The organism is Veillonellales bacterium, from assembly GCA_039680175.1.
Taxonomy (GTDB): Bacteria; Bacillota; Negativicutes; order JAAYSF01; family JAAYSF01; genus JBDKTO01.
Genome location: JBDKTO010000109.1, coordinates 1 through 21,392, shown reverse-complemented (window position 1 = coordinate 21,392; position 21,392 = coordinate 1). Strand labels below are relative to the sequence as shown.

Annotated in this window: 24 protein-coding genes; all 24 read right to left on the bottom strand. The window is 48.4% G+C overall.

The annotated features are described in order from the left end of the window. Positions 1-2 precede the first annotated feature (2 nt). Positions 3-698, bottom strand: a complete 696-nt coding sequence (locus tag ABFC84_17275) for a TIGR03936 family radical SAM-associated protein (GenBank protein MEN6414492.1) — start codon at positions 696-698, stop codon at positions 3-5. After that, on the bottom strand, positions 691-2,550 hold the full coding sequence (locus ABFC84_17270) for a TIGR03960 family B12-binding radical SAM protein (GenBank protein MEN6414491.1): 1,860 nt from the start codon (positions 2,548-2,550) through the stop codon (positions 691-693). Before ABFC84_17270 ends, ABFC84_17275 begins: the two co-directional genes overlap by 8 nt. A 120-nt stretch (positions 2,551-2,670) precedes the next feature. Continuing rightward, the gene (locus ABFC84_17265) at positions 2,671-3,543 is read right to left on the bottom strand and encodes a M50 family metallopeptidase (protein ID MEN6414490.1); all 873 of its coding nucleotides are present in this window, start codon (positions 3,541-3,543) and stop codon (positions 2,671-2,673) included. Between the two features lie 4 nt (positions 3,544-3,547). Continuing rightward, complete coding sequence (locus ABFC84_17260) at positions 3,548-4,273, bottom strand: M23 family metallopeptidase (GenBank protein ID MEN6414489.1); 726 nt, start codon at positions 4,271-4,273, stop codon at positions 3,548-3,550. A gap of 99 nt (positions 4,274-4,372) precedes the next feature. Further along, positions 4,373-5,479, bottom strand: a complete 1,107-nt coding sequence (gene rodA / locus ABFC84_17255; protein MEN6414488.1) for a rod shape-determining protein RodA — start codon at positions 5,477-5,479, stop codon at positions 4,373-4,375. Positions 5,480-5,727: 248 nt separating this feature from the next. Next, positions 5,728-6,006 carry a cell division topological specificity factor MinE gene (minE, locus tag ABFC84_17250; protein MEN6414487.1) on the bottom strand — a complete coding sequence of 93 codons (279 nt, stop codon included), beginning with the start codon at positions 6,004-6,006 and terminating at the stop codon, positions 5,728-5,730. A 13-nt stretch (positions 6,007-6,019) separates the two neighbouring features. Then, entirely contained in the window at positions 6,020-6,811 is a 792-nt protein-coding gene (gene minD / locus ABFC84_17245; protein ID MEN6414486.1) for a septum site-determining protein MinD, read from the bottom strand. Positions 6,812-6,826: 15 nt separating this feature from the next. Continuing rightward, a complete protein-coding gene (minC, locus tag ABFC84_17240; protein ID MEN6414485.1) occupies positions 6,827-7,453 on the bottom strand; it encodes a septum site-determining protein MinC in 627 nt (208 codons plus the stop codon). 98 nt (positions 7,454-7,551) lie between these two features. Beyond that, positions 7,552-9,384: a penicillin-binding protein 2 gene (gene mrdA / locus ABFC84_17235; protein ID MEN6414484.1), complete on the bottom strand. Its 1,833-nt coding sequence runs from the start codon at positions 9,382-9,384 to the stop codon at positions 7,552-7,554. Between the two features lie 31 nt (positions 9,385-9,415). Next, a complete protein-coding gene (gene mreD, locus ABFC84_17230; protein MEN6414483.1) occupies positions 9,416-9,889 on the bottom strand; it encodes a rod shape-determining protein MreD in 474 nt (157 codons plus the stop codon). A gap of 8 nt (positions 9,890-9,897) precedes the next feature. Continuing rightward, positions 9,898-10,815, bottom strand: a complete 918-nt coding sequence (gene mreC / locus ABFC84_17225; GenBank protein ID MEN6414482.1) for a rod shape-determining protein MreC — start codon at positions 10,813-10,815, stop codon at positions 9,898-9,900. A 23-nt stretch (positions 10,816-10,838) separates the two neighbouring features. After that, positions 10,839-11,870 (bottom strand): rod shape-determining protein, encoded by a 1,032-nt coding sequence (locus ABFC84_17220; GenBank protein MEN6414481.1) that lies wholly within the window; start codon positions 11,868-11,870, stop codon positions 10,839-10,841. A gap of 60 nt (positions 11,871-11,930) precedes the next feature. Continuing rightward, positions 11,931-12,635, bottom strand: coding sequence for a DNA repair protein RadC (radC, locus tag ABFC84_17215; GenBank protein ID MEN6414480.1), 705 nt, complete (start codon positions 12,633-12,635; stop codon positions 11,931-11,933). Beyond that, complete coding sequence (locus ABFC84_17210) at positions 12,632-13,201, bottom strand: Maf family protein (GenBank protein ID MEN6414479.1); 570 nt, start codon at positions 13,199-13,201, stop codon at positions 12,632-12,634. Before ABFC84_17210 ends, radC begins: the two co-directional genes overlap by 4 nt. Positions 13,202-13,233: 32 nt before the next feature. Further along, positions 13,234-13,506 carry a DUF4321 domain-containing protein gene (locus ABFC84_17205; protein ID MEN6414478.1) on the bottom strand — a complete coding sequence of 91 codons (273 nt, stop codon included), beginning with the start codon at positions 13,504-13,506 and terminating at the stop codon, positions 13,234-13,236. Positions 13,507-13,761: 255 nt separating this feature from the next. Further along, positions 13,762-14,574, bottom strand: a complete 813-nt coding sequence (locus ABFC84_17200) for a CoA-transferase (protein MEN6414477.1) — start codon at positions 14,572-14,574, stop codon at positions 13,762-13,764. After that, positions 14,571-15,551, bottom strand: coding sequence for a CoA-transferase (locus tag ABFC84_17195; GenBank protein ID MEN6414476.1), 981 nt, complete (start codon positions 15,549-15,551; stop codon positions 14,571-14,573). Before ABFC84_17195 ends, ABFC84_17200 begins: the two co-directional genes overlap by 4 nt. Before the next feature lie 25 nt (positions 15,552-15,576). Next, positions 15,577-16,767, bottom strand: coding sequence for a Xaa-Pro peptidase family protein (locus ABFC84_17190; GenBank protein MEN6414475.1), 1,191 nt, complete (start codon positions 16,765-16,767; stop codon positions 15,577-15,579). After that, on the bottom strand, positions 16,764-17,765 hold the full coding sequence (meaB, locus tag ABFC84_17185; protein ID MEN6414474.1) for a methylmalonyl Co-A mutase-associated GTPase MeaB: 1,002 nt from the start codon (positions 17,763-17,765) through the stop codon (positions 16,764-16,766). The genes ABFC84_17190 and meaB overlap by 4 nt, the downstream gene beginning before the upstream one ends. A gap of 4 nt (positions 17,766-17,769) precedes the next feature. Then, the gene (locus tag ABFC84_17180; GenBank protein ID MEN6414473.1) at positions 17,770-18,174 is read right to left on the bottom strand and encodes a cobalamin B12-binding domain-containing protein; all 405 of its coding nucleotides are present in this window, start codon (positions 18,172-18,174) and stop codon (positions 17,770-17,772) included. Positions 18,175-18,208: 34 nt separating this feature from the next. Then, a complete protein-coding gene (locus tag ABFC84_17175; GenBank protein ID MEN6414472.1) occupies positions 18,209-19,888 on the bottom strand; it encodes a methylmalonyl-CoA mutase family protein in 1,680 nt (559 codons plus the stop codon). Positions 19,889-19,946: 58 nt separating this feature from the next. After that, positions 19,947-20,492, bottom strand: a complete 546-nt coding sequence (locus ABFC84_17170) for a cob(I)yrinic acid a,c-diamide adenosyltransferase (GenBank protein MEN6414471.1) — start codon at positions 20,490-20,492, stop codon at positions 19,947-19,949. 186 nt (positions 20,493-20,678) lie between these two features. Next, positions 20,679-21,068, bottom strand: a complete 390-nt coding sequence (locus tag ABFC84_17165; GenBank protein MEN6414470.1) for a biotin/lipoyl-containing protein — start codon at positions 21,066-21,068, stop codon at positions 20,679-20,681. A 79-nt stretch (positions 21,069-21,147) separates the two neighbouring features. Beyond that, a complete protein-coding gene (locus tag ABFC84_17160; GenBank protein ID MEN6414469.1) occupies positions 21,148-21,306 on the bottom strand; it encodes a hypothetical protein in 159 nt (52 codons plus the stop codon). Between the last annotated feature and the right edge of the window lie 86 nt (positions 21,307-21,392).

The window sequence follows — 21,392 nt, the reverse complement described above, 5'->3', positions numbered from 1 at the left end:
GATTATGGCAATGGTAAACTGCGTACAGTCTCATTCGCAATGTACAATCCGACCCGGTGAATCAAAGCACTGTCCTGCACCACCGGCAAATCAAACTGTGCAACCAACGCAGCCAGTACTTCCCCGGCCTTTACACTGCCTGTCGGCGTAATCTTAATGGCCATGGACAGCCGGACGGCCTCGCCCGCAGCTGCCGCAGCTATATCCTGAACCAGAAACTGTTTCAGATCAATTTCCCGTTTTTTCTTCGGTGATTCCCGGATATAGTTCACTTCGTCGGCAGAATGAAACCGTCTCAGACTTGCCTGAACATCACAAAATTCAGTTCCAGCCGCCAACGGCGCCAGGATGCGGTATTCAGCTAAATTGACCACCGCCATTAACGCCGGACTGCGGTCATCCACATAGCCGGATTGTTTGACAAAAATTCCCGGCGGCAGACTGTCATTTAGTTTATTTCGCGCCATAACCGGATCGACTGCAGCGGTGAACTCCACATCCATATATTCGCCTTCACTGGTTACCCCCAGTCCTAAAGCCGAGGCAAACGATAATTTCATATGAGGATTAAAGCCTGCCGAATAGGCGGCGGGAAGGTTGGCCCGGCGTATGGCCCGTTCAATAGCCCCCGCATAATCCAAATGGGAGATATAGCGTACTTCTTCCCCCTTCGTGATTTTGACCCGCAGCTTAGCCATTGGCCTGCTCCCCCCAATCCAATACCTCTACTCCCAGACCCGGGCAAACACCGCAACCCCGGCAATCATCCCGCCGGCAGTCACCCGTTGCCGCTCCGGCCAGTGCCCGCTGATATTCTTCCTGCAAATAGGTCTTGTCCACACCGCAGGTAATATGCTCCCACGGGAAAATTTCATCAGGTTTCCGCTCTCTCCCGGCATAAAAATAAGGATCCAGTCCGGCAGACCGAAAAGCTTCCAGCCAAACATCACTTTTAAAGTGCTCCGACCAGCCGTCAAATTTAGCGCCATGCTGCCAGGCAGCCAGAATCACCTGGGAAAGGCTCCGGTCGCCTCTGGCAAATACCCCTTCCAATAAACTGGTCCGGGTATCATGCCAGTTGAAGGAAATATTCCGGTCTCTCAGCCGTGATTTTAATAACTGCTGCTTTCTTTCCAGCTCGGCAGGAGAGTTTTGTCCAAACCACTGAAACGGGGTATGGGGCTTAGGAACAAAAGAAGACACACTGACCGTTACTTTAGCACCCCGGCGCCCTTTGACCGTCTTGTACAAATCAAGCACCCGGTAAGCCAATGCAGCAATCCCCTCAATATCCTCATCGGTCTCTGTCGGCAGGCCAATCATAAAATAAAGCTTTACGGCCGACCAGCCGGCGCCAAAAGCAGCTCCCACCGCAGTCATCAAATTTTCTTCCGTTACCCCTTTGTTGATTACGTCCCGCAGACGCTGTGTACCCGCTTCCGGCGCAAACGTCAGCCCGCTTTTACGAACCTGCTGCACTTCCTGGGCCAACTGCACGGAAAAACTGTCAATTCGCAGTGACGGCAGCGACACGCTGACCCCCTGCTCTTTAAATCTTTCAATTAAGGCTTGAACAAGCTGATGCAAGCAAGAATAATCGGCCGAGCTCAGCGAGGTCAGGGACATTTCATTATATCCGGTGCTATCAACCAGTTCCTGAGCCAGCTGCAGCAGAATTTCCGGCCGTCTTTCCCTGACCGGGCGATAAATAACCCCCGCCTGACAAAAACGGCAGCCTCGAGTGCAGCCACGAAATAATTCCAGCATAATCCGGTCATGCACAATGTCCAGGTAAGGAACTACCGGCCGGGTGGCGAATTCCACCTGATTCAAGTCCCGGATCACCCGTTTGGCAATCACCGGCTTTGCTTCCGGGCAGTTGACCGCAGCCTTCGCTGCCGTACCATCAGCAGCATAACTGACGCTGTATAATGATGGTACATAAATTCCTTTCAAACCGGCCAATTGTTTTAATAAAGCCGTGCGGCCGCCTGCTTTGCCTGCTTTTTTCCAATCCGCTGCTGTTTCAATCACTTCCTCCATCACTTCTTCGCCCTCGCCGATCACGAAACAGTCAAAAAAAGCCGCCACCGGTTCAGGATTAAACGCGCAGGGACCGCCGCCAATCACCAAAGGAAACTTGTCTTCCCTGTCGGCTGCCAGCAGGGGAATGCCGGATAAATCCAGCATATTGAGTACGTTGGAATAACTTAGCTCGTACTGAAGCGAAAATCCGATGATATCGCAATGCTGCACCGGCCGCTTACTTTCCAGGGTAAACAGCGGAATATGATACCGTCGCATTTCCGCCTCCATATCCACCCATGGCGCATAAACCCTTTCTGCCGCGGCATCCGGCCGGTTATTGATAATTTGATATAAAATTTTCAGACCCAGATTTGACATACCGACTTCATATACATCCGGCAATGCCAGTGCCACAGTAATCCCCACCTGGGACGGATCCTTGATGATGCTGTTCCATTCATTACCGGTATAACGTCCCGGTTTGGCTACCCGGCTTAAAATAGCGGGATCAAGCGTAATCATGTGTTACCTCCAAACTATTGATTGCCATTCTACCTATATCTTACCCAAAAATATCCAAACTTTAGTCCGAATATCCTACCTTAGGTTCTACATAATAAAAAAAAATCCTGCCGGTCCTCCCTAGATTAAATCGCCAATCCGGCTATATAACCCCCGCTCCGGCAGCTCTTCCCAAATTTTCGTTTCCGTTATCATGCCGCAGAAGCGAAGCTTGCCATCCACCACCACCACCATATAGTAGTATTCGGCTTGAAAGCATTGGACAACATCCTTCACTCTGGCCGTCTCCAGCGCCGTAATCTGTCTTGTCATCATCAACCCTTGCCGCTGCAATTTTGCTTTTTTATGGGCAAATAGCCGCAGGGTTCGAAACCCGGCCACAGCCTGTTCCTTTTTCCCTGCCACATAAAGAAAAACAGCGGCAATAAATAAGGTCAGATTAATAGTACCGCTGCTTAAATAGCTATAGCCAGCCAAGCCCACCAGTATCAAACAGAGAAAATAACTAATTCTAACCACTATATGCGTAGCCCGATTATAATTTCCCTGCCGCGCCAGATAAGCACGCAAAATGCGGCCGCCATCTAAAGGCAGCGCCGGAATAAGGTTAAACAATGCCAACATAACATTGACTTCATAATAAAATCCCAGTAACTCTCCCCACCCGATCAGTTTTTGCATGCTTAAATATACAACGGCCGCCAAAACCAGACTGGCAGCTGGCCCGGCGGCCGCTATTTTGATTTCATCCCCTGAGCCGGCCTGCCCCAGACCATCAATACGGGCAACACCGCCAAAAGGCAACAGTTCAATTTCCCTTACAGTAAAGTCAAGTGCCATCGCAGTTAATGCGTGAGCCAATTCGTGAAACAATACCGCACTAAACACCACCAGCACCTTTCCACCCAGCCCCATTAAAGTAAACAATAAAATCAAACCTAAAAACCAATGATTTAAAACCAATTGGATCCCATGTATCCTGCCGGTCCGCAAAACTTCACTTCCTCTCTTCGACCGGAAAATCGCCTTTCAGCCGGGTTAATGGATCCACGGCTTTTCCATTTTCCCGAACCTCAAAATAGAGCAGGGGACCGGAAGTCATTCCCGTCTTGCCGACTTTGGCCACTACCTGTCCCTGACTCACCATATCATCAGGCTGCACCAATACCTCCCCCAAATGCCCATACAAAGTTTCTACTGCCTGGCTGTGTTGAAGAATCAGCACTTTGCCGAACTGAGCGCTGTCGGTAATCATTTTAACCTGTCCCGGCGCACTGGCCCGTACACTGGTGCCTAATGGTACTGCAAAATCAATTCCCTCGTGCATCATCTCTTGTTTTAAAACCGGATGCTGCTGCCAGCCATACTTCGCCGTAATTTTACCGGTGACCGGCTTACTCATATACTGCAAAGGATCGGCCGGCTGGGAAACTGTGGTTTGAACTCGCTTTAACGCCGATAAATCCATATCCTTGGGGGCATAATTCGCTGCCTGACTCATTAAATAGCCCCAATCGGTGTCCACCGTCAATACATAGTGAACTCCGTCGTCAATGGCGCGGCCCAGGCGGGTATCCGACACATGCGCCCCATAAATTACAGTAAAAAGCAAGATCGCCGTTACCGACCGTTTCAGCCAGCCGTAGTCATCTTCTTCTCCCCGGTACTGCCAGGGCTCCCTGGTTTCCCAGTGATTTTGCCATCGATTCCACGGTTTTGCCATATACGCCACCCCACAGCCCATACTTCTATTCAAATGTATATGACAAATCCTTATTTTTATAACGTAAAAATGCACAACCCCTCGGTCGTGCATTTTTATTTAAAACAAAATTTTCTGCCGCCGCATATATATATTTAACAAAATGCCGATACTGATCATATTTGTTGTCAAAGCGCTGACTCCATAGCTCATAAGGGGCAGGGGGATTCCCGTTACCGGCATAATTCCCGCCGTCATACCGACATTCACCAAGACATGAAAAGTCAGCATGGAAGTAATTCCCGTAGCCAGCAAAGTGCCGAAGTTATCTCTGGCCAAGCCGGCAATCTTAATACCCCGATATAAAAGGACAAAATAAATCAGTAATATCAAAACCGCGCCGACAAATCCCAGTTCCTCGCCAATAACGGCAAAAATAAAGTCGGTATGATTTTCCGGCAGAAAGTTCAACTGACTTTGCGTACCGCCGAACAATCCCTTGCCGAACAGCATGCCGGAGCCGATAGCAATTTTGGATTGAATAATATGGTAACCGGAGCCTAAAGGATCCACATTGGGATCAATAAACACTGTCAACCGTTTTTTCTGATAATCTTTGAGAAAGTGCCAAAAGATCGGCATAACAGCAATTCCGGCACCAAATATTATCATCAAATGCCGAGTACTGATCCCTGCAATAAAAATCATGCCAAATAAAATTGCCAGAAATACCAGCGATGTTCCCAGATCCGGCTGCTTTAATACCAGCAGGAAAGGAACGCCAACATAAAGGAATACCGGAATAATCTCGCGAAAAGAATTTAATTTCCCGGCACGTTTATCCAAAAGATTCGCCAAAGAAATAATCATAATCAGCTTGGAAAACTCCGACGGCTGGATGCTGATCGGTCCAAGCTGAATCCAGCGCTGGGCCCCGAGGGCTGATTGCCCGACAAGCATAACGGCCAACAGCATTACCAAATTAATGCCATATAAAATATTGGCAACTCTGCCTAATGATCGGTAATCAAAATGCAGCATAACAAAAATAATAAAAATGTTAACGACTGCAAAGATACCCTGGCGCTGCACATACCAGTACCGATCCTCACTGGGTGCATTCACGTGGGTGGCACTGCCGATAATAACCAGACTGATTAAAATCAGTAAGCCGGTCATCACTATTGTTACATAGTCCAGATTTCTTAACAACCGCCGATTCAGCATGATTGCATATACCTTTCGCTTCCTCTAAAATGAAATGAATCGAATAAATCTTTTCTCATTATAATAGTATTTCCCCTTCACGTCCAGTGGCAATACCATCATTTCAGCCGATATCTCTCTGCGCTCTCTGCGGTTAGCATCCTGTCCTCCCTTTCACCTTACGTTGCACGGCGCGGTAATCAAATTGAGGTTGCTGCAGTGGCAAAAAAATGAGACACAGAAGTCTGTGCTTCTGTGTCCTCAGATGATTAATCATCGGAAATAACACCCCGCTTCATCCGGTTTACCGGAATATTGGCAATCAGTGCCACTGATGTTTTGGTATTGGTAAGATTCACTTCCATATCCTTCTCGTTGATCTCCATGTAGTTTGAAATCACTCTGATCATATCATCTTTGAGGACTTCCATAAACTGCGGCGATACATTGACCCGGTCATGAACCAATACCAGGCGGAGACGTTCCTTCGCAATATCTTTCGAGCCGACTGACTCCTTAGCGAACAATTTTCGTATTAGCTCAAGCACAGTTATCCCCCCCCTAAAATCCAAATATTCTTTTCAGTTTATCGAAGAATCCGTCATGAACCTCAAAAGTCATTAAGGGAACATTCTCTCCCATCAGCCGGCGGACAATGTTTTTATAGGCAGTACTCGCCGTCGAAACCGGATTGGTAATGGCCGGTTCTCCCCGGTTGGTGGAAATGACAATATACTCATCTTCCGGAATGATTCCTAATAAATCGACCGCCAAAATTTCGATAATATCGTCAATATCCATCATGTCCCCTTTTTTTACCATCTGAGGCCGGATGCGATTGACAATCAATTTAGGATTGCTTTTCCCTTCCGACTCCAGCAAGCCGATGATTCGATCCGCATCACGAACCGCCGAAACTTCCGGCGTAGTCACAATAATGGCTCGGTCGGCGCCGGCAATAGCATTTTTAAAACCTTGTTCAATCCCGGCAGGACAATCGATAAGAACGTAATCAAACTCCTGAGCCAAATCCTGGCACAGCAACCGCATCTGATCGGGATTGACGGCAGTTTTATCCCTGGTCTGGGCAGCCGGCAGCAAATAAAGTGTCTCATAACGCTTGTCCCGAATTAAAGCCTGCTTCAAACGGCAGTTTCCTTCGGTCACATCCACAAGATCATACACAATGCGATTCTCCAGCCCCATAACCACATCTAGATTACGCAGCCCGATATCGGCATCCACCAATACAACTTTTTTCCCCATTAAAGCGAAACCGGTACCCAGATTGGCAGTTGTCGTTGTCTTGCCAACACCGCCTTTGCCTGAAGTTATAACAATTACCTCACCCATATGCTGGAAGCCCTCCTATTTCGCTGGTTCAATGAGCACAATACCATTCTGAATTCGTGCCGTTTCTACATAGGCCGGTTTATCCAGATGATCCGGCGCTCTGGCAATCAGTCCGGCAATTCGAATTTGAGATGCCAGCAGCTGGTTGGCGGTTATCGTTGCACTCGTATCGCCAAATGCCCCGGCATGAACAACACCGCGACAAGCCCCATGAATAACGATATCCCTGCCGGCGACCACCTTCGCACCTGGGTTTACGTCACCTAAAATGACAATCATACCGCTATGGGTTACTTCCTGTCCACCGCGAATCGTTCTGGCAACAATGAGTGTCTGAGACTTCTCCGTTGCGTCTGAATCAGCCTGGGATTCTTGTCCGCTGCCTGCCGGAAGCTCTGCTGGCGTCGATTCCTGCCAGATAAGGCCATGCTCGCTAAACACCTGCTGCAATTCATTTTGTTGCTCCGGTGAAAGCAGCCGTTCTGCCGACGGTACCTGCACGGCAGCCCCGGTACTGAAAAAATCCGCAGCAGCCTCCAGCTTAGCCTTTAATTGTCCGACAATCTCTTCAAACTCCACCGACTCATTAATAATTAGCTGCAAACCATTTTTTCTGCCTTTAAATACAACGCTGTCACCCATATCGTTCTCCTAATAATTGCCATGTCCCATATAGTTCACATGATTCTAAAATTCGCTTTATTTACCAATTCTCCTGCAATACAATACCGAAAAACTTGCTATATTGCAGTGTTCGGTCGATAGACTTTGACAGCCTCGGTAACCGGCTGATTAACATTAAAAGCCGCCTCTAATATCTTTTTGGCAATAGGAGCAGCAGAAGAGGTACCAAATCCTCCCTGTTCAACAATAACCACAACCGCTACCCGGGGATCATCAAAGGGTGCATAGGCCACAAACCAGCCATGATCCCGACCGTGAGGGTTTTCCGCCGTACCGGTTTTACCGGCTATGGTGATAGGAAAATCATGAAACAGACTGCCCGCCGTACCCCCTTCCTCTGCCACCTCCCGCAGTGACTGGCGAATCAGAGTAAGTGTTTCATCGGAAAGAGTGATCTGCCCCAGTTCTTCGGGGGCAAAAATTTTTAAGGGATCCCCGCTGGCAGAGGTAATTTTGCTAACCAAATACGGACGGTAACGATGACCTCCGTTGGCCACTTCGCCCATTAATACTGCCATTTGAAGCGGTGTTACCAGTTGAAACCCCTGACCAATAGCAGCATCAAAAGTTTCCGATAAATACCAGTCTTCTTTATATACCTTCTCTTTGTAACGCCGATTGGCCACCAATCCGTCCGTTTCTTCCGGCAGATTGATGCCGGTTACCGCTCCCAGGCCAAACATCCGGGCATATTTTTCCAGGTTGTCAATCCCCAGACGATTGCCCATTTCGTAAAAATAAACGTTATCCGATTTTGCCAGAGCTACTTTAAAATCAATCCATCCCAGAGCTTCTCCCTCAGAATTCCCCTTAGGAATCAGCCAGTGATGACCGGTATCTAAAATTTTTTCTTCCGGCGTCACTTTCCCCAGTTCCAACGCGGCAGCTCCGGTAACAATCTTAAATGTAGATCCAGGGGGATATTCCCCGGAAATAACCTTATTATCCATGGGATGATAAGGATTGCTGTTTAAGGCATTCCAATCCTTGGAAGAAATTCCGCCGGAAAACAAATTGGGATTGAATGTCGGCCGGCTTACCATAGCCAGTATCTCACCGGTTTTCGGATTAATGACTACCGCAGCCGCAGCCTTAGCGTTCACATTCTCGGTTTTCGTCTGCAGATAGCTGAGCTGCTCGTCGATTGCTTTTTCAGCGGCTTTTTGTATCCTGCTGTCAATGGTTAGAACCAGATTATCGCCGGGAACCGGTTCCTTCTTCCCCAGCACATGCACCGGCCGGCCGGTAACATCGACTTCCACCTGGCCGCCGCCGTCGACTCCCCTCAATTCATGATCATATACCTTCTCCAGGCCGAATTTGCCAATAATGTCGCCGGATTTATATCCCTGGGCTTTTCCTTGCTTCAGCTCAACATCGTTGATTTCACTAACATAGCCAAAAATATGGGCACCCAGTTCATTATTGACATAATTGCGGATGGGCTGAATTTCAATGACTACACCCGGCAGCTCATTGCGCCGCTCCTCAATTTTAGTGACAATTTCCGGTCCAAGATCATTCTTAATGCGAATCGGCTCAAAAGAACCTGAACGCTGTGCCAGTTTTGCGTGAATCTCATCACTGCCGATTCCCAGTATCTCCGCTAAATTTGTAATAACGTCTTCCGCCACCGGACCGGTTATCGGTAAAATAGATACGGTGAAGCCAGGACGATTGGACACTAAAGGTATCCCGTTGCGATCATAAAAAATACCTCGCGGCGCCATAGCCGGAATAAGACGGATGCGATTGCCATCTGCCAGCCGCCCATAATAGCTGCCCTGTGCAACCTGCAGATAACTCAATCGACCGATAAGCGCTAAAAATACGAAAATCACAATGAAGGCCAATATATCTAACCGATGGCTTGAAGGCTTACCCTGCACGGCAATCGCCCTCCTCTCCTGCATACATGAATCAGTTTTTTTGTATTCGGCTTAAACGATAGACAATCTGATGAATTGGAATGGAAAAAACCATATTATAGAACAGAAGCGGCAGTATCTTATGCCGCACCGCCGGTAAAATGTCCACCTGATAACCCAATACAAACAGCACCGCCAGCATAATGGCGCCATTAAACAACGTGGCCATTGCGACCATTATTACCGGCAGCAAAATATGATCCTTAAATACCTTGCGTTCCGCCAGTCCGAAACAATAACCGGTAGCCAGCTTAGAAAGGATATTCAGGCCAAAAATATTTCCCGAGGCCAAATCCTGGATCAAACCGGCAAAAAAGCCAATTCCCACACCATGTTCTTTGCCCAGCAACAAGCTGGAGGACACTACTACCAGCAGCAATAAATCAGGCCACACGCCGTGAACTGCAAGCAGCGGCAAAATGGTTGACTGCAAAATAACAGCCACTAAGAGTACTCCTGTCCACATCAGCACGATCATTGGCCTTTCGCCCCTTGCGGCAAAAGTGTCTTTTGTCCATTTTGACTTCCCTGGGGCGCAGAGGGAGCTGCCGGTAAAACAGGTACCGGTTCCCGTGAACGTATAATCACAAAGACTTCTTCCAGTCGATCAAAATCCACTGCCGGCTTCAGAATAGCATATTTTAATAAACCGCCTTCCTCATTAACTACATCAACGACTTCCCCTATTAGCAGCCCTTTCGGATAAATCCCGCCAAAACCGGAGGTAATAATCTGATCGCCGTTAATAATATCGGCATCCCGGGCCACATTCACCATTCTTGGGACAAAAGGACTCGCCCCATTGCCTTCCACAATAGCCGCCACTCTCGATTCCGGCCGCTGAACCAAGGCTCCCACCGCGCTGCGAGGATCCAGAAGCAACTGCACTTTAGCCGTATTGCTGTAAACACGGATTACATTCCCCGCCAGCCCCTGAGGTGTAACCACCGGCATATCCTTGGTAATGCCATCGGCAGAGCCACGATTGATTACAATAATGCTGGTCCAGGTTCCCGGATCCCGGGCAATCACTTTCGCCAGCACTAAATCAAATTGCGGCGTCCCCGTCTTATAAGCAAGCATCGCCTGCAGCCTCGTATTTTCTGCCACGATCTCGCTAATATTTAGATTATTTTGACGGAGTTGTTCATTTTCCGACCGTAACGTCTGATTGTCACGATATACCGTCATCATTTCACCGGTAAATAATCCGACTCGCCGGAATCCAAACCCTATCCGAGAAAAAACATATTCACCCGGTGCCAAAATCGTTGTAATCACTTTCTCCATATAGGAAAACTGATATTTACCATGGACCGCAGAAATGGCCAGCAAAAAGACGGTTACTATAGTCACCGCCAAGACGACCGTCTTTTTGTTAAAAGCTCCCACAATTTCGGCTCCTCTCTCCTATCTTACCCCAGCTTTTTGGGGGACATTAGCACACGTTTTAATAAGTCAATGCTTTCTAATGCTTTACCGGTACCAATTCCCACACATGACAAGGCATCTTCCGCAATATGAACCGGCATGCCGGTCTCTTTGTTCAATAAACGATCCAGACCCCGAAGCAGCGACCCGCCGCCGGTCATGACGATCCCCCGATCCATAATGTCGGAAGCAAGCTCCGGCGGAGTTTTCTCCAAAGTAACTTTTACGGCTTCAATAATTCCCGTAACCGGCTCATTCAAAGCCTGCTGTACCTCACCGGCCCGAATCGTCAGTGTCTTGGGCAGACCGGTCACTAAATCACGTCCCCGTATATCCATGGACTCCTCCACTTCCGGTACAATAGCCGCACCGATAGCAACCTTGACTTCCTCGGCGGTCCGCTCACCAATCATCAGATTGTACGTCCGCTTAATATATTGCACGATTGCCTCATCCATCTCATCACCGCCGATACGTATGGAACGGCTGGTAACAATTCCTCCCAGAGAAATAACCGCTACCTCCGTCGTCCCGCCGCCGATATCGACCACCATGTTGCCGGTTGGTTCATGAACAGGCAACCCGGCGCCAATGGCAGCCGCCATTGGTTCTTCGATCAGATATGCTTCCCGCGCCCCGGCTTGGATCGTCGCATCAATCACTGCTCTTTTTTCCACTTCCGTTACGCCTGATGGCACACCGACAACAACCCGCGGGCGAATAAAAGACTTTGTATCAATCGAACGTCTGATAAAATATTTCAGCATAGACTGAGTAATATCAAAATCAGCAATTACGCCATCCTTCAGCGGCCGGATGGCCACAATATTTCCCGGAGTCCGGCCAATCATCTGCTTTGCCTCTTCACCCACGGCCAGTACTTCACCGGTATCCCGCTGAATCGCAACCACAGAAGGTTCTCTAAGGACAATCCCCTTTCCTTTTACATGCACCAGAGTGTTGGCGGTGCCAAGGTCTATCCCCATATCCCGGGACAATGATCCAAACAGCTTCATAAAAAACGACCCCTTTCCATTACAGCTCCAAACTATTCTCTAAAGCCGGCAACTCAAATGCTATCCTATTATTCCCTTTTCTTTTAGGCTGACATACCTATTATCCCCAATAATTACGTGATCCAAAACAGTAATGTCTAACAATTGCCCGGCTTCCACCAATTTTTTCGTCAAAACAATATCTTCCTGGCTTGGCGCAGGATCGCCGCTGGGATGATTATGGATCAAAATAACCGCTGCCGCCGAATAACAAATCGCTTCCCGAAATAATTCCCGGGGATGAACAATCGAAGCGTTTAAACTGCCTACTGATATTACCGATGTTGCAATCACATGATTTTTCGTTGACAACAGCAACACCATAAAGTGCTCCCGGGATTCATAACGCAGCCGGGCCATCATGAGATCCGCCGCATCCTGCGGCGAGCGAATCACCGGACGGCGGGCAGCTGCCTGGGATTGAAGCCGCGTTCCCAATTCAATTGCAGCCATAACGGTGACTGCCTTTGCCGGTCCCACGCCTCTGACTTGGCTTAATTCCTGAGGCTTGACTGCAGCCAGGGCCGACAGTCCGTCCCCCTCAAATTTTTTTAAAATCCGCTGAGCCAGACTGACCACCGGCTCCTGTCTTGTCCCGGTACGAAGCAGTATCGCTAATAACTCCGCATTACTCAGAGCCTGTGCCCCGTGGATAAGCATTTTCTCCCGCGGGCGCTCATCCTCCGGTAGTTCCTTCATCATAAGTGGCTTAACAGTATCGTTCACAATAAACTGACACCCGCCTTTTTCAGCAAATCCGCTAATGTCTTTAAAGGCAGCCCCACAACATTGGAATACGAACCCTGGATGGATTCCACAAAAAGAGCTCCCTTTCCCTGAATGGCATAAGCACCGGCCTTGTCCATAGGCTCACCGGTATTAACATATGCTTCAATTTGTTTCGCAGTCAGGTCGGCGAGCCGTACAGCAGTAACGGCAACGTCCGTCCAAAGATTTTCACCCTTCACTACAGCAATTCCGGTAATCACCTGATGATCTTTTCCGGCTAAATTCAGCAGCATGCGACGCGCATCCGCCCCATCCGCGGGCTTACCGTACACTTTTCCGCCAAAGACCACTATCGTATCCGCGCCAATCACGACAGATTGCCGGGACAGGGTTGACGCCACCGCCAAAGCTTTCGCCTGAGCGTGACTTACTGCCAGCTTCGCCGGCATCATCTGACGGGTATTGTCTTCTTCCACATCACTGGTAATAATGCTGAATTCACAGCCCACCTGCTCTAATAACTCCCGCCGTCTTGGTGAAGCGGACGCCAGAATGATTGTCATAGTAACCTCCCGGTTTATCTACAGCTGAAATGCTAGAACCGCCGAAACAACAGAATTGCTACTAGCATTCCCAAAATACTGATTAAATTCGGATATAAGGCAAACCCCACGACCAGCTTAATCACATACAAATTTATGGTAACCGGCGGCATATCAAAAACGGGAAACGTTTTTACAAAATAAGGTGCCAGTCCTGACAAAGTCGCTGAGCCCGCGATAAATTCTCCCAGAATACCGCCTAAAACCGCACCGGTAATTAAAAATAGAGCCATTATACCATAATTTGTGCTTCTGCTGCTTCTCAATCTATTACCTCCCAGTTTTACTCTGCCCTACCGATGCAGTAATGCTTCTACAACAAACAAAAGAAATCCTTGCATAAAGCAAGGACTTTTGGTATAAAAATTCCCCCGCCATACTATTTTGCAAAATCAAAACCTAAAGCAGGTGAACCATTTCCCCGACACTTGACTCACAGCCATTATTATTTTACCTTATTTACCCATGAGATGTAAATAGGGAGAACTATGCAAATTATCACCATAAGCGGCATAATCCGCTTATGGCAGGAAAATCCCTTCCGGATCAATAACGTGGTAAAGTAATTCCACTTGTTTCTTCGTTGGTGGCAGCGTCTCGCCTGATACCCGGTCTACATTCAGCTTAAAATCAACATGATCCAGCACATCCTGCACTGAAAAGCCGGGATGGACGGTATCCAGGTACATTTCGCCGGTTTCATCAAAACGAAAAACGGCCATATCCGTAATCACAGTGGAAACTCCACCCTTAAAATACGACCCGTACACCTCCTGCTTGGAAGCCCATTCCCCTGACGGCCATTTTTTAACCCGCCATCCGGGCGACGTGACATAATCAACTTCTTCCCTAAAGCGGCGCTTCTCCTGTACCATAATAAATACGGTTCGTCTCGCATAAGAACAAATATCGGCATTACCGCCGCTGCCGGTAAATCTCTTTTTCGGCTGATTGTAATCGCCGATTACCGTACAATTTACATTGCCGTATTTGTCAATTTCAGCGCCGCCTAAAAAACCAAGATCCACATAACCGGAATGCAGTTGACCGTAAAAAGCTTCAAACAAGCCGGAAGCCCTGGATGCCTGGTACGTGCAGCGGGCATCGCCGACAGACGTCGGTAAACTCAGCGGCCTCCCGTCAATGCTCCCGCCTTCGTAGATGCATACGGCATTGGGAGCCTGTTCATGCTGTGCCAAGGTAATAGCCAGCATGGGAAGTCCTGTACCGGCAAAAACGACATCGCCGTCGCAAACTTCCCGGGCGGCCGCAGCCGCCAGCAGATCAATGGGTTGAAACTCACCGGGCTTGCAGTATTCAGCGGAGTATTTCATGCTCTTGTCCCCCTTTTAATCCTGCTGGAATAACCCATAATCGAGCTGGCCCGCAATCCTTCCAGCCGCTTCGTCCCCAATCTTTCCAAATATTCTTCATGGCAGCTCACACCAAAGATCCATTGATCGGCAAATTCATCAAAGGCCTTCTGATCCCGCACATTCCGGTTATAGGATTTTAAAAAATCGGCATCCGAATCATAGTAAAACTGCGACCCGGTAGGATGGGCAGCCCAGGGGCATTCCACCACATAGTCAATTTCATAACCGGAAGCCAAATTAGCTGCCGGATCGTTGCGCAGATAGCTGTCGGGAACAGTTTCTTCACAAATAACAATCACCGTTTTGGCAGCTTTAATGACTTCGGCGTCATTGTAACTTTGAGACAGGACCCGGACCGTTCCCTCATCGCCGACAATCGGCGCATAGACTAAAGCCACATCCGGATTGACCGCCGGCAGCAGCAGACAATCGCTCCGGCCGAAAAACGGATCCTGAGCTATTACATATTTTTTGGCCGGAATATTCCGATGCTTGCCGTCTCTTAACCCGGCATTGGCCAGTTGATCATATTCCGGATTTAAAATATCGGTTCCCATGGCCAGTGCGCAGGGAAAAAACGGCAGCCCCAGCGCCCCGGCCATTAAACGCCCTACTGTATGCCCATGACTGTAATCATCCACCAGGATATCACCATCGATTTGCTTCCTGGCTAAGTTTTCGCCTATCTTCCCCAGCATCTCCTGACCCATCCAGGCGCCTTCCCATATTTTTACGCAACCGGCACCCACTAATAGATCACTGTGATAGCCGCCTTGTACCTCGAATAAGTGGAGATCCTTTTTCCCCTGACGAATCAGTTCATAACAAAGAGCCACCGGACGCCGCCAGATGGTAAAACCGCTAAAAGTGATCTGATCCCCGTCATGCACCAAAGCTCCGGCTTCTTTTAAAGTAATCCTTTTTGGTTTGCTCAATGATAAGTTCTCCTTCTTGTTATTTTTACACTTTCAGATAAGTAATAACTTCCGGAGTGATGCTTAAATATTCAGGACCTGTTTCCGTCATGACAAAGCTATTTTCCGTGCCGATGGCCCCTTCGGGAAAGACAAATTTAGGTTCAAGGGCAAAGGTCATTCCCGGAACTATCGGAAGCTTGAAACCTTTGGCGAATATAGGCCATTCATCCAGTTCCAGTCCCAGCCCGTGCCCCAGGAATTTAACCTGATCGTCCTTATAGCCCATAAAATAATCTTTATATCCCAGTTCCTCCGCCAGATTAAGCGCCAGTAAATAAGGCTCCTCCGCCAAGGTCCCCGGTTTCATGGCTTTAAGCACTGCGGCTTCAATCTGTAAGGCAGCCTCAAAGGCCTTCACCATCCGGGGGGAAAGCTCACCGATACAGAAAATCCGTGTCTGATCTCCGGTATAGCCTTCAATAATGGAGGTATAGTCAATATAAACGACTTCATTCCGGTTGATTCTTTTCCAGCCCGCGCCTTTGGGATGTGAGACGGAAACACCGGTTCCGCCGACAGGACCGTCAAAGTAACTGGGGTAAAAGCCGCTGCTGCCGGTACAAATATCGCCAAACAAAAACTCCTGGTTGAAAGCCCGCATTTTGCAGCAGCCGGCAAAGCCGCGTTTCCTCAGCTCCGCTTCAAACAATGCTGCCAGCTCGATCTCCGTCATGCCTTCCCGCAGTAAAGAAGGCACGGTGGAAAAAGCCTGGTCGGATACAACCAGAGCCTGCTTCAGTAGCTCGATTTCATAAGGAGATTTTATAGCGCGAATCGCTTTAATTGCCGGAGAAATATCGCTCAACTCGGCCTGAGGAAAAATCTTACGGTACAGTTTATAAAGATTAACCGGCAATACGTCCAGCTCCAGTCCGATTTTGCTTAGATCGGTGAAGCCAAATCCAGCCAGGGCTTCAGGTATTTTCTTGGGACTGTGGATGGAAACGATATTCTTCAACCGCGACTCTTCACTGCCGCGGCGCAGCCCTTTTTTCACCATCAATACCGGCTCCCCGGCAGCCGGTATGTACAAAAATGAAGTCTGTACCGTGCCGGTAAAGTAAAATAAATCACTATTTAAAAAAATGAGTGCTCCGTCAAGTCCCTGCTCAATTATTTTTTGCTGCAGTTTCCCGGTCCTCATCGCAATTTCTGTTTTCGGGGTAAAATTCATTTGCCGCCGTCCTTTCCGTTGTTCACTGTTTTAATATACCGCCGGGCCACTTCTTCCGCCAAAGTGTAGGGATCCGTTTCCCGGTTCAGCAATTGATCTACCATCTGCTCCATTTCTCCATCTCCGTTCAATTTGTTTACTATCGGTTGGAACAGAGCAGCCCACAATGCTTCATTCAGCTCCGCTTTTGCTTTCCGGCGCTTACGAGCGACCAGTGCCTTGCTTTTAATCAGGTATTGATAATGCTCTTCAATTTTATTGCCTAAAACTTCAACACTCTCGGCAAACGCATGAGGCTGAAGTACGCTTTCCACCTTCACAATCGGTATCGTCCAGCCAGTCGGCGAACTTTCGCCGCTTTTCTTCGCCATTGCCACAATATTCAATACTTCCTGATACAATTTGCCGGCGCCGTCCCGGTCCGCTTTGTTGATCACAAAAATATCGGCAATTTCCATTAGCCCGGCCTTGATCGCCTGAATCTCATCGCCCATGCCCGGGACAAGAACCACGACGACCGTATGGGCGTGATTAATAATATCCACCTCCTGCTGGCCTACGCCGCAGGTTTCCACCACGATTTTATCTTTTTTTAAGGCTTCCATCACATGAATTCCTTCGCCAACCGCTTTGGACAAACCGCCCAGGGAGCCTTTAGTTGCCAAACTTCTGACAAATACACCTTTGTCTTCGGAATGGCGCAGCATACGAATTCTGTCGCCCAAAATGGCCCCGCCGGAAAAAGGGCTGGTTGGATCCACCGCCAGCACCCCAATCGTCTTATTCCTTTTACGATAGGCGGCAATCAGTTCATCCGTCAAGGTGCTTTTCCCCGCGCCCGGCGCCCCGGTAATACCAATCACATGAGAACTGCCGGCTGCGGTAAATAGCTCCCGCATTGCCAACTGAGTATCCGGTATTTGATCTTCCAGATTGCGAATCAGCCGGGAGGCCGCACGAATGTCTCCTGCTAATACTTTCCTGCTTAATTCCTTCATACTGTCACACCTGCGGCGTCACATGGGTATTAATCCACTCAACAATGGATTCCAATGTGGTTCCCGGCGTAAAAATCGCTTTCAGACCGGCTTCATACAACGCCGGCATATCCTGTTCGGGAATAATGCCGCCGCCGATCACAATGATATCTTCCGCTCCCTGCTCTTTGAGCAGCTTGGCTACCTCGGGAAAAAGAAATTTATGGGCACCCGACAGACAGCTTAGCCCCACTACATCAACATCCTCCTGAATCGCAACGGCAGCTACCTGCTCCGGGCTTTGATGACAGCCCGTATAAATGACTTCAAAGCCGGCATCACGAAAACATCTGGCCAATACTTTGGCGCCGCGGTCATGGCCGTCAAGGCCGGGTTTGGCGATGAGTATACGAATCGTTCTATTTGGCATCAAACTTACCTCCTCAAGTCAGCTAAAAAATAAATTAGAATATTCCCGGATCGCGGTATTCCCCATAGACTTCCCGGTATACATCACAGATTTCCTGAACGGTGGCATAATTTTTAACCGCTTCAATGCAATATGGCATGACATTATCGCCGTTCTTGCAGGCATTGGCAATATCCTTCAAACAGGCAGCAACTGTACGGCCGTCACGTTTTCTCTTCACAGCCGCCAGCCGCTTCAACTGCTCTGCCTCCACCGATTCATCAATAGTCACAAGGGGAATGTCGACTTTTTCATCCTCTTCCACATATTTATTCACGCCAACCATGACTTTCTCCTTAGCATCAATTTGCTGCTGAAAGCGATAAGCTGCGTCGGAAATTTCCAGCTGAGGATAGCCCTTTTCGATAGCCTTGATCATGCCGCCCATTTCATCAATTTTATGAATATATTCCCAGGCCTTTTCTTCCATTTGATTAGTCAGCGACTCCACAAAATAGGAACCGGCCAAAGGATCAATCGTATTGGCAACGCCGGTTTCTTCCGCCAAAATCTGCTGTGTCCTGAGAGCAATCTGTACGGCATGTTCGGAAGGCAGACACAAGACCTCGTCCAGTGAATTAGTGTGGAGAGACTGGGTTCCTCCCAAAACAGCAGCCAATGCTTCGGTAACGGTCCGAATCACATTATTGTAAGGCTGCTGCGCCGTCAATGAACAGCCGGCAGTCTGAGTATGAAACCGCATCCAGCAGGATCGGGGATCCTTCGCCCCAAAGCGCTCTTTCATAATCTTGGCCCACATCCGGCGGGCAGCCCGCATTTTAGCAATTTCTTCAAAGAAATCAATATGGGAATTAAAGAAGAAGGATAAGCGGGAAGCAAACTCATCCACCTGCAGCCCTTTCCGCTGAATGGCATCTTCCACATATTCAATGCCGTCCCGAAGTGTAAACGCCAGTTCCTGAACGGCAGTGGCCCCCGCTTCCCGGATGTGATAGCCGCTGATACTGATGGTATTCCATTTCGGAACGTACTTCGTGCCGAATTCAATTGTGTCGCTAATGAGCTTGACCGAAGGCTCCGGCGGACACATCAGCGTCTTCTGAGCAATAAATTCCTTCAGGATATCATTTTGAATCGTGCCGCTGATTTTCGTCAGAGGCACGCCCTGCTGCTGGGCAGCAGCGCAGTACATTGCCCATAATATGGTGGCCGGCGGATTAATCGTCATGGATGTGCTGATTTTATCCAAAGGAATGCCCTGGATCAAATCCTGGAAATCCTCGATAGTATCAATCGCCACGCCGCATTTTCCCACTTCACCTCTGGCTTTGGACGAATCGGAATCATACCCCATCAACGTGGGAAAATCGAAGGCCGTGCTCAACCCGGTTTGGCCGGTAGCTAAGAGATAATGCCAGCGTTTATTCGTTTCCACCGCCGTTCCCATGCCGGAAAACATGCGAAATGTCCAATACTTTCCCCGATACCCGGTTGGCTGATTTCCCCGCAAAAAAGGGAACTGCCCGGGGTAGGAAATATCTTCAAACTGGGTATTTTGAATGTCCTCCGGACCATAAATGCGCTTTATCGGCAAATCAGACACCGTCGTCCACTGTTCTTTTTGATCGCTATGTTTTGCAACGGTTTTCTCCACTGCCGCTTCCCAGTTTGTCCTTGCCTGGCTCGCTTTAGCCAATGATTCTTTTGTATACAATCGGAATTCCCCCCCAGATATGATATCGCGATACCGGATTCCCCGGTTCTCCCAGTTGTTAATATTCGATGCCTGCCCTTTCTTGCTTCCCGGCATAATAATGATGCTTGACTTCTGTCACTTCGCTGACCGTATCGGCGATGTCTCTGATTTTAGCGGAAGCATAGCGCCCGGTTAATACCAAATCGATTTCCGGCGGCTTATTTTTTATTAACGCTAAAACTTCTTCCTCGGGAATCAATTTAAAATCAACGGCAATATTAAGTTCATCTAATATCACCATATTATATTCTTTGCTGTAAATCGCTTCTTTAGCCTTTTCAAATCCCTGTTTGGCAAGATCGACATCCACCGGAGACGGATCGTCCCGCATTACGAACGTATCAAGACCGGATTGAATAATGGTAAACTGCGGCAGCCACTTCTCCGCCGCCAAAACTTCGCCGTATTTTCTGCCCTTCATGAACTGAATCATACAAACTTTATAACCCTGCCCAATAGCACGCAGTGCCTGGCCAAAAGCCGAAGTTGTCTTGCCTTTGCCGTTGCCGGTAATCACCATCACTAGGCCGCATCCCGGCAGAGCTTTCTGCATTGATTCCATTAGCAGCAATCAGCTCCTTTTCTGACAATATCGTTATTTGTTTTTGTTATTTTCACCATTTCTTTTTCATATCCTGCTGCTTTTTGGGAAAAACCTTTGTTTATCAGTAATCGCCGAATTTTCATATTTTATTTTTTTCATAAAAAAAATACGTGCGGCTGTGGTTACAACCGCACGTATCTTTAATTAGCCAATTACTGCCATAATCTCGCCAGGTTTTACTCCCTGGTTCGGATTTACGTTAACCGATTTCAAGGTACCGGCAACAGGAGCGGTGATTTCATTCTGCATCTTCATAGCTTCCAGAATCAGGATTACTTCACCCTTTTTAATTGCCTTGCCAGCTTCCGCTACGATTCTTACAATTTTGCCAGGCATCGGCGCTTTGATAGCCGTATCTCCAGCACCTACTACAGCAGCGGCAGCCGGTTTTGCTGCAGGAGCAGCAGGGGCAGCTGCGGGTTTCGCTGCAGGAGCTGCAACCTTGGCAGCAGGAGCAACGGCTGCGGCGGCAGCTACTTCTTCTACTTCAACTTGATAAGAAGCACCGTTAACAGAAATATTAAATTTTTTCATCCTATTATTCCTCCATTATATATAGAATGCTCATGGCAGTTACCCCATACCGGATAACAGCCTGCTCTATTGGTACCCATTAATGACAATTCATGTTTTTCTGGCGTCCGGTAAGGGCCCAGATATTACTAGTTTGTTTGATGCGTAACGCAAGTTTGCGAGTACCCACCATTGCATATACAGCAGCAGCAATAGCCGCTACCACTTCCGGCTTCACACCGTTAGCTTCGATTTTCATTTATTTCACCTTTCCTTATAGCGGGATATTGCCGTGCTTTTTAGCTGGCCGAGCTTCACGTTTGCTAGCTAGCATATTCAAGGCGG